The sequence below is a fragment of the Eubacterium sp. CAG:161 genome (assembly GCF_000432355.1).
Taxonomy (GTDB): domain Bacteria; phylum Bacillota; class Clostridia; order Lachnospirales; family Lachnospiraceae; genus Eubacterium_G; species Eubacterium_G segne.
On record NZ_HF991860.1, the window covers coordinates 24,155 to 33,895 of the forward strand.

Genomic DNA, 9,741 nt, shown 5'->3' on the forward strand with positions numbered 1-9,741 from the left:
GGTGACAACTGCCACAAAAAAGTCAGATGAGTTGTCGGGTAAACTGGTTACCAAAAAGGGAAAAACATATTATGTGGTAAAAGGTAAAAAGGTCAAAAATAAGGTTATTACCATTAAAAAAAGCAGATATTTATTTGATGAAAATGGTGTAATGGTTAAAGGATGGGCAAAATATAATAAACATTTTTACTTCTTTGGACGTTCAAATGGTAAACAGCTTAAAAATAGAACTATTGACGGAATAAGAATTTGCAAAAACGGCAGAGCAAAAATAACAAAACTTAATGCTCAAAAAATTAAAACCATGATTAGAGCAAGAAAAATGGTGGATAAAATATGCAAGTCAACGGATTCAAAAGAAGTGAAATTAAGAAAATGCTTTGACTGGATTTCTGACATACCTTATAAAAGATATCGTTTTCTAAATAAGATATATAAAGAGAAAGGTTGGGAATCTACATTTGCCAATGATATTTTTATAAAGGGTGAAGGCTGTTGCGTTTCCCAGTCATCAGCACTGGCATTTATGGTACATGAATGTGGGTACAAAAATGTTTATGTAGTTCACGACACAGGACATGCATGGATGGAACTAAAGGGCAGGGTTTATGATGCTTTGTTTGCAAAGGCTAAGGACTATGAAAAATATTATAATCTTCCATATAAAGATTATGGCTGCCANNCCATATAAAGATTATGGCTGCCATATAGTAGATAAAATAAAAATATAGAATACATAAAAGGGTTTCACTCTAAACTGAGTGGAACCCTTTTCCAATAATTTCGCTGGTATTTGAAATAAGCAGGAAAGCTCCCGGAGAGTTTTCCCTTATGAAATTACGAAGCTTAACCGCTTCACTTGGACTTAAAACCGTAAGAATAATATATTTGTTATCTCCCGTAAATGAGCCAGTGGCAGATACCAGTGTGGAACCACGTTTTAGTGTGGTTTCTATGTATTGACAGATAGGTTTGGGGTCAGTGCAGACAACGTGAAAGTATTTTGAACGGTTAAGACTTTCAATAAAGTTGTCAATAAGGGCTGAACGGACAATTAGTCCAAGCATTGAATAGAGACCTGTTTTTACATCAAAAACAAAGAAACCGGCTGCTGTAAATAAGATATCAGAAAAGAGAAGTCCTCTTCCAATATTTACGCTGGTATATTTCTTCAAAATCATGGCAATAACATCTGTTCCACCACTTGAAGCCCCGATATTAAATAAAACGGCAGAGCCTAGAGCAGGAAGAAGTATGGCAAAAACCAGTTCCAGCAATGGCTCGTCTGTAAGGGGCTTACTCATAGGAAATATCCTTTCAAGTAAAGACAATGAAATTGAAAGTAAAATAGTGCTGTAAGCAGTTTTAGCTGCAAAATCACGTCCAAGTATTATAAAGCCAATAATAAGTAATAAAATATTGGCAATAAATGAAAAATCAACGGCTGACAGTGGAGTAAACCTGGCAACTAAAACTGCCATACCCGTTATGCCACCAAAAGTAAAATTGTTAGCAAATTTAAAAAAGTAAATGCCTACAGCCATTATTAAAGTGCTTATGGTAAGAAGGCTAAAATTCTTCAATTTAGATTTCATAATAACTCCTGATATAATTTCTAAACACACTAATTGTTATAAAAATTTTAACGTTCATTACACATAAAGTCAACAAATGATATGCCATAAAACTTAAGCATAATTATATTTTTTCCTTTGTCCCACAAAGAAGAAAATAGTAACACATAATGTTAAAACTTCTGCTACATTTACTGCAGACCAAATTCCTGCAATACCGAAAATAACCGGCAAAATAAGCACCGACACAATTTGAAATAACAGTGTGCGGAGAAAGGAAATGGCAGCAGAAACCAGCCCGTTGTTTAAGGCAGTGAAGAATGAGGAACCAAATATATTGAACCCGTTTATTAAATAAACAAGACAGTATATTCTAAAGCCTGCTAAAGCCATTTCAAATAAATCACTATCATATCCTACAAATAACCAGGCAAGGGTAGAAGCCGATAACTGTGCCAGAACAACAAGAACGATACCGGAGACACCAATAAATGTAAGACTTTTCTTAAACAGACTTTTTAGTTCACGATGATTTTTAGCACCATAATGAAAGCTTGTTATAGGGGCACTTCCTATTGAATAACCAAAGAATATTGACATAAAAATAAAGTTTACATACATAATTGCACCATAGGCAGCTACTCCGTTTTCCCCGGCAAAATTCATTAACTGAATATTGTAGAGAGAGTTTACAATTGAACTGGAAAGGTTAGTCATAAGTTCAGATGAACCATTGGCACAGGTTTTTAAAAGTATCCTCCCTTCAAAGTGGGTTTTTCCAAGACGAAGCTGACTGGAATTAGGTCTTGCAAAATATAGTATGGGAAATAATCCACCTATAAATTCACCACAAATTGTTGCAATGGCAGCACCTGTAAGCCCAAAACCCAACAGGGCAACAAAAATATAATCAAGAACAATATTGGTAACTCCGGCAGCTATTATGACACCCAATCCCAGCTTTTGCTTTTCCGCAGTAACAAAGAAACTTTGAAAAACATTTTGAAGCATAAAGGCTGTTATGGAAATAAGGGACAGCCGGCCGTATAGTATGCAGTTATTTAAAAGTTCTCCTGTTGCACCTAGAGCTTTGGCAATAGGTGGAATAAGGAAAAAACTTATAATGGCAAGTAAAATACCAAATATAATTGTTACATAAACTAAAAGCGAGAAATACTCATTGGCTTTCTTTTTATTACCTTCTCCCAGAGTTTTAGCCACAATGGCACTTCCTCCTGTTCCAATCATAAATCCAAGGGCTGATATTGCCATGATAAATGGAAGGATAAGATTTATGGCGGCAAGGGCAGTCTTTCCCACATAATTAGATACAAATAAGCCGTCAACCACACTGTAAATAGACGTAAATATCATCATAATAATAGGTGGAATAACAAATCTAAGCAGTTTTGAATATGTGAAATGTTCTGATAATTGAGTACTCATTTTAATCTCTATTCCGCCTCCTCGTGGTTCTTAATTTTGTTAAATGCTTCTCTAAGGGCTGTTATATGTTTGCTTTGCAAAATAAGCATTTGACGTCGCTCATCTTCCGTAAGACTTGAAATGGCTTCATTTTCTAAAGTAATAATAGGGTAAATCGTCTCCTTAATATAATCCCTTCCGGCATCAGTAAGGTTTATGTGCATGTTTCGTCCTTTACCGTTGCTTAAATAAATGTATCCTAATTTTTCCAGTGAACGAATAGAAGAATGAATTGTCTGTTTGGGAATAAATGTACTCTTACTTATATCGCGTTGAAGACAACCGTCTCCTAACTCGCAGATTGAATATAGTATGTCTAGTGAACTGTTGGATATTCCAAGTTTTAGGGCGGCATCGTGATAGATGTTATTAAATTCCTTAAATAATTTATTTGATTCCAAAAGAGCGGGGCTCATTTCAGGTTTTTTAATATTTTTTGTATTCATAAATTATAAATCACTCCTACAAGTCTGATTTCGTACTTAACAGCATAGTACGAAATCGGACTTGTGTCAAGTACAAGATATAAGCAAATTTTGTTGCCACAAAAATTTGAGTAGGGCAAAATAATATTAGTAAAAATCTGAAGTAGAATTGGTAAAGAAGTGGATGAATAATTTGCAAAAAGAATAAGAGAAAAATAAACGTCCTCGCAAGTTCACTTGCAGGACGTTATTTTACCATTTTGCATGGTTGTTAGCGTTCACAAAATTTTCACAAAAAAATTAGCACTCACCTCTTGACAGTGCTAACAAAAAGAGCTATAACATAGTCAGAACAAAGGAAGAGACATAAGAAGTCAAGAATATGAGTTCAAGATTCCTGGTCGCAGAGCCTTAAGTTCAAGTCAACAACACCTCGGATTTCTCCGATAGTGTCGAAATAAAATTTTTTAATTATATTTTGAAAGGAGACATGACTTATGATGATGCCTAGTATTTTTGGAGAAAACTTATTTGATGATTTTATGAATGATTTTGCATTCCCTGCATTTGAGGATGTAGATAAGGAATTGTATGGTAAACATGCAAAGAACTTAATGAAGACAGATGTTAAGGATACAGAAAATGGATATGAAGTGGATATAGATCTTCCGGGATTTAAGAAAGATGAAATCAAAGTTAAATTAGAAGACGGAGTCTTAACAATTAGTGCAGCTAAGGGATTAGACAAAGACGAAAAGGATAAGAAGGGCAGCTACTTAAGACGTGAACGTTATGCAGGCAGCATGAGCAGAAGCTTTTATGTAGGTGACCACGTTACAGTAGAGGATATACATCCTAAATATGAAAATGGTATTTTATCATTTAGCGTTCCAAAAGCGGAAAATAAACCAATTGAGGAAAAGAACAAATACATTGCAATTGAAGGATAATCCATTCCATAAAATAAAAGGGAGTGTCAAAGGTTTAAAAGCCTTTGGCACTTCCTTTTTTACGTCATAAATTAAGGCAAATAACAGGGTTAGAATGAGTTTACAATAAGAAAAATTTCGGCTAAAATTGAATATAGTTTAAAATTAAGAAATAGAAGGCGATTGATATGATACTGTGGTTATTATTGCTAATCTTTTTATTAGTTGCATCTATAGCAGGAGTGGTATATTTAACAAGTAGAATCAGAAAATATGGATTTATAGAAAAAATTTTCAAGGGAAGCTTTATATAATTGGACGACAGGATCGTTCTGAAGAGGTGGAAAAGGAAAACGGAAGAAAAGATATGACACAGTTAGTTCAGGGATTAGATGACAGAGTTTATGGTTATGAAAAAAGGGAAAATACCAATTTTGTTGTCACATCGGGAATTTCCGATTGGGCAATAAAATTTAAGACAGGATGTAAATCAGAGTACGTCATAATTAACATTTAGGGAAAATAGAAGGAGAATCAGATATGAGAAGAAAAGACAGAGAAATAACAGATTTTGATGAAATGATGGAAATAGTAAAAAAATGTGATACATGCAGGCTGGCATTAAATGATGGAGAGTATCCGTATATTGTGCCACTTAATTTTGGACATGAGGTAAAGGATGGGAAACTGACTCTTTATTTCCACTGTGCAAATGAAGGAAAGAAACTGGATTTAATTAGAAAAAACAATAAGGTAACATTTGAAATGGATTGTGACCATAATTTCATACTTTATGAAGAGAGAATGAGCTGTACCATGGGATATGAAAGTGTTATAGGCCATGGTACAATTGAATTCGTGGCTGAAGAAGATAAGTTTGAAGCATTGAAAATACTTATGAGACATTATCATGCAGAGGATTTTGTTTTTAACACAAAGCCGATACCTGTAACAACCGTTTTCAAGTTAGAGGTTGAGGACATGACAGGAAAAAGAAGAAACAACATCCACTAAAATAGGGATAATATAAGCGAGGAACTAAATTGAATATTTTATCATTAGAAAACATAACACATTCATATACTGAAAGAAAATTATTTGACAACACAAGCTTTTATCTTCATGAAGGGGAAAAAGTAGGAGTTATTGGAATAAATGGAACAGGTAAGTCTACCTTACTGAAAATTATGGCAGGATTGGAAGTGCCGGATGAGGGAGAGGTAATAAAGGCATCAAATATGATGATTCACTATCTGCCACAAAATCCTAAGTTTAATGACGGGGATACAGTGTTAGAAAGTGTTCAAAACATGATACATCATCATGCCAATGAAAACGAATTGGTAAAGGCTAAGTCTATGATGACAAGACTGGGCATAACGGATTTTGAACAAAAAACAGGGGAATTATCAGGGGGACAGAGAAAAAGGCTGGCGTTGGTTTCAGTGCTTATTACCCCATGTGATATATTAATATTGGACGAGCCTACCAACCATTTAGACAGTGAAATGGCACAATGGTTGGAAAATCAGTTAAAAGCATTTAAAGGGGCACTGGTCATGGTTACTCACGACAGATATTTTCTTGACAGTGTGACCAACCGCATAATTGAGTTAGACAAAGGAAAAATATACAGCTATGATGAAAAGTATTCAGGCTTTTTGCAGAGAAAGGCAGAAAGGGAAGACAGCGTCAAGGCAAGTGAGCGAAAGAGACAAAGTATATTAAGAAAAGAAATTGAGTGGATGCAAAGGGGAGCTAGGGCAAGGTCTACTAAGCAGAAAGCACATATTAAAAGATATGAGGATTTGAAAAATCAAAAGGGAATTGAAACAGAAGACAAAATAGAGTTAAGCAGCATTAAATCAAGAATGGGAAAAACAACCATTGAAATGGAAAACATATGCAAAGCTTACGGTGAAAATGTGTTAATAAAGGATTTTTCCTACAACTTTTTAAAAGGTGACAGGGTAGGTTTTGTAGGAAAAAACGGTTGCGGAAAAACAACTTTAATGAAAATAGTTGATGGCAGAATAAAACCTGATAGTGGAATAGTTAATATTGGACAAACGATTAAAATCGGATATTACACCCAGGAAATTGAAAATGACAAAGATGCAGGCATTGCCTATATGAACCCTGATGACAAGGTAATTGATTATATAAAAAACACTGCGGAATTTGTGAGAACGCAGGAGGGGCTGGTTTCAGCTTCTGTTATGTTAGAGAGGTTTTTGTTCCCGTCCTCTCAGCAATATAGCAAAATTGAGAAGCTTTCCGGAGGAGAGAAAAGAAGACTTAACCTGCTTCGGGTTTTAATGGAGGCACCGAATGTTTTAATATTAGATGAGCCTACAAATGATTTGGACATTGAAACCATGACAATTTTAGAGGACTACTTAGATAGTTTTGACGGAATTGTTATTACGGTATCCCATGACAGATATTTCTTAGACCGGGTAGTTAGGAGAATATTTTCTTTTGAAGGAAATGGAGTAATAAAACAGTATGAAGGCGGTTATACGGATTATTACAATAAGAAACAGGAAGAAGTGGAACACACCAAAGAACAGGAGAAGCCGGCTTCAAAAGGCAGGCAGGAGAAAACAGTTTATAAAAGTAAAAATAAGAAACTTAAATTTTCTTATAATGAACAAAGGGAATATGACACAATAGAAGATGATATTGGAAAATTAGAGAAAAAACTTGAAAAGTTAGATATTGATATGAACAAAAATGCCACTAATTCCGTGAAATTAAAGGAATTGATGGATGAGAAGGAAGAAACGGAAGCTTTGTTAATGGAAAAAATGGACAGATGGGAGTATCTGGAAGATTTGGCAAAGAAAATTCAGCAGCAGTAATGTTAATACAGTGCAGGTGATGTTAATGGCGTATAGTGAGTTAATTAAAAAATTTGATAAAGTCCGTAATTATATGCGGGATTTTTATGCTTATGGATTTCACACCCGAAATGATTTTGATAAAAAAAGCGCCAGAAGTTATGATAATGAGCGCAGACGAATAGAAAGCTGGCTTTCAGATTATATGAATTTCAGACAACAGTCCGGTGGCAAACAGATATTTTTCTCCGTTGACAGCAGAAAAATTCTTCACAATCCACTGTATAGGGCTTATAAGGCAAAAAGTTTTACAGATAAAGATATTGTGCTTCATTTTTATATAATGGATATTTTAGCTGATGAAAAATGCCATAGCTTTAAGGAAATTGCAGAAAGGGTTTATTCTGAATATCTTTCTTTTTTTGATACTGATATGTTACCTGATGAGTCGACAATAAGAAATAAAGTAAAAGAATATGTTGATTTAGGTCTTATTAATGAGATTAGGCAGGGAAACGGAATCAGCTATGAAAGAGGAAAAAGTGTTTATATAGGTGAAGATGGGATGGATGCTGTAGCCTTTGCTGCGGAAGAAACACCGGTGGGAGTTGTTGGTTCTTTTATTTTAGACAAATACAACGGAAACAGGGATTATTTTTCCTTTAAACACAGATACATGATGGAGGCTTTAGAGCAGCAGATAATAGTTGATATTTTATTATGTAAAAAAAGAAATGAATCAATAGAACTAACAATGAAAAGCAGTAAGATTAGGGTATTTCCTCTTAAAATATATATAAGTACACAAAACGGACGACAATATTTAATGGGATATTATTACCGGGAACGCAGACCTGCCATGTACCGAATAGATAATATTGAAAAAATAAGAACCATAGGTTTTGAGAAAAATCATCAGCTGTATGATTCCTATGGAGATAAGTTTGGGGCACATATGTGGGGAGTTTCTTCAGGAAAAAGAGACAGCAGAATTTTAGAACATTTGAAAATGACAATAAACATAGAGGAAGGTGAAGAATTTATTATTAACAGACTTATGCGTGAAAAAAGATGTGGCACAGTAACAAGAGCAAACGAAAGTACGGTTGAATTTGAGGCGGATGTTTATAGTGCACAGGAAATGATGCCATGGATAAGAACATTTATTGGGAGAATAGAGAAGTTGGAATGCAGCAATCATGCCGTGGAAAAGGTTTTCTATGATGATTTAGAGGCAATGTATTCCATGTACCAGGGAGAAAAGAATGATATTTAACGAAGTATATGGAATTTACTACAATGTAGTGGGAAAAATATTGAAGGAAGCTGTGAAAGGTGAAATTAGCCTTGATAAAATTAAGGAAATAACGGGAAAAGAGGCATTTGGCGAAAGTATAACGGTGATTCCTGATAAATTATTAAAAAAGCAGTGGCCTTTAATGGATGATAATTTTGAGACGCCTTTAAAGAATAATCCGGATATGCCTCTTACAACAATAGAGAAAATGTGGCTTAAGGCTATTTTATCTGACAAAAGAATTAGTTTGTTTGAACCTTCTTTTGACGGACTTGAGGATGTGGAGCCGCTTTATGACAAGGATACCTTTGTGTATTTTGACAGATATTCAGATGGAGATCCTTATGATGATATTGAGTACAGGGAGCATTTCAGACTTATACTTGTGGCAATAAAGGAAAGAAGGATTGTAAGAATTGTTTATAAAGGCAGGAAAGGAAAGCGCATCCATACCTTAATTCCGAAAGGTCTGGAGTATTCGTCTAAGGATGACAAATTCAGGCTTGTTGCAGAAAGCTTAAAAGGCACTCAGTATATCATTAATATGCAAAAAATTACGAAATGTCAGGTGATGGAGGGCTTTGAAAAAGATAGTGTAAGAAAAAGGAAACTGGCGTTTGGTGAAGTTATTTTGCGGTTGAAGGATTATAGGAAGGCTCTTGAAAGGGCTATGCTAAGTTTTTCGGATTTGGAAAAAGAAACAATTAAGTTAGATAATGATACATATCAAATTAAACTGAAGTATTGTGTGGATGATGAAACGGAAATACTTATAAGAATACTGGCATTTGGCCCATTGATTGAGGTAATGGGGCCTGATGATTTTAGAGACAAAATAAAAGAAAGACTTTTAAGACAGAGAAAGTTGTGAATTCTTTTGAGTTCGCAACTTTTTTTCAATGATAACCTGATAAATGAAATGTATTATGTATTTATCAAAGGAAAGGAAGAGATAAATATGGATAGAATTGAAATCAAGGGAAAAGTCAATACAGCAATTTGTTACGCAAAGGTAGTTGAGAATGAAGCAATTGAGCAGATAAGAAGAATGTGTGATTACCCAATGACGGAAGGGGCAAAAATAAGAATTATGCCTGATGTTCATTCTGGAAAAGGATGTACCATAGGAACTACCATGACCATAAAAGACAGGGTAGTTCCTAATGTGGTTGGTGTTGATATCGGCTG

At 34.6% G+C, this 9,741-nt stretch carries 10 protein-coding genes and 1 pseudogene; 8 read left to right on the forward strand and 3 right to left on the reverse strand.

All coding sequences use genetic code 11. The annotated features are described in order from the left end of the window. Positions 1-691, forward strand: a pseudogene (locus Q5O30_RS04755) (hypothetical protein); the annotation flags it as partial. 61 nt (positions 692-752) lie between these two features. Here Q5O30_RS04755 and Q5O30_RS04760 read toward each other — a convergent pair. The 3 genes from Q5O30_RS04760 to Q5O30_RS04770 form a co-directional block, all read right to left on the reverse strand. Then, the gene (locus tag Q5O30_RS04760; protein WP_021952612.1) at positions 753-1,595 is read right to left on the reverse strand and encodes a YitT family protein; all 843 of its coding nucleotides are present in this window, start codon (positions 1,593-1,595) and stop codon (positions 753-755) included. A gap of 93 nt (positions 1,596-1,688) precedes the next feature. Then, positions 1,689-3,020, reverse strand: a complete 1,332-nt coding sequence (locus Q5O30_RS04765) for an MATE family efflux transporter (RefSeq protein WP_021952613.1) — start codon at positions 3,018-3,020, stop codon at positions 1,689-1,691. An 8-nt stretch (positions 3,021-3,028) separates the two neighbouring features. Next, on the reverse strand, positions 3,029-3,505 hold the full coding sequence (locus tag Q5O30_RS04770; protein WP_021952614.1) for a MarR family winged helix-turn-helix transcriptional regulator: 477 nt from the start codon (positions 3,503-3,505) through the stop codon (positions 3,029-3,031). 476 nt (positions 3,506-3,981) lie between these two features. Here Q5O30_RS04770 and Q5O30_RS04775 point away from each other — a divergent pair, with 476 nt between their 5' ends. From Q5O30_RS04775 to Q5O30_RS04805, 7 genes are all read left to right on the forward strand, one after another. Further along, on the forward strand, positions 3,982-4,434 hold the full coding sequence (locus Q5O30_RS04775; protein WP_021952615.1) for an Hsp20/alpha crystallin family protein: 453 nt from the start codon (positions 3,982-3,984) through the stop codon (positions 4,432-4,434). 319 nt (positions 4,435-4,753) lie between these two features. Beyond that, entirely contained in the window at positions 4,754-4,930 is a 177-nt protein-coding gene (locus Q5O30_RS04780) for a hypothetical protein (protein WP_302674590.1), read from the forward strand. Between the two features lie 23 nt (positions 4,931-4,953). Next, on the forward strand, positions 4,954-5,427 hold the full coding sequence (locus Q5O30_RS04785) for a pyridoxamine 5'-phosphate oxidase family protein (protein WP_021952618.1): 474 nt from the start codon (positions 4,954-4,956) through the stop codon (positions 5,425-5,427). Between the two features lie 29 nt (positions 5,428-5,456). Beyond that, positions 5,457-7,277: an ABC-F family ATP-binding cassette domain-containing protein gene (locus Q5O30_RS04790; protein WP_021952619.1), complete on the forward strand. Its 1,821-nt coding sequence runs from the start codon at positions 5,457-5,459 to the stop codon at positions 7,275-7,277. A 25-nt stretch (positions 7,278-7,302) separates the two neighbouring features. Further along, positions 7,303-8,532, forward strand: coding sequence for a WYL domain-containing protein (locus Q5O30_RS04795; RefSeq protein WP_021952620.1), 1,230 nt, complete (start codon positions 7,303-7,305; stop codon positions 8,530-8,532). Further along, a complete protein-coding gene (locus Q5O30_RS04800; RefSeq protein WP_021952621.1) occupies positions 8,522-9,424 on the forward strand; it encodes a WYL domain-containing protein in 903 nt (300 codons plus the stop codon). The genes Q5O30_RS04795 and Q5O30_RS04800 overlap by 11 nt, the downstream gene beginning before the upstream one ends. An 87-nt stretch (positions 9,425-9,511) precedes the next feature. After that, the coding region (locus Q5O30_RS04805) for an RtcB family protein (protein WP_302674591.1) at positions 9,512-9,741 on the forward strand (230 nt) is incomplete at its 3' end.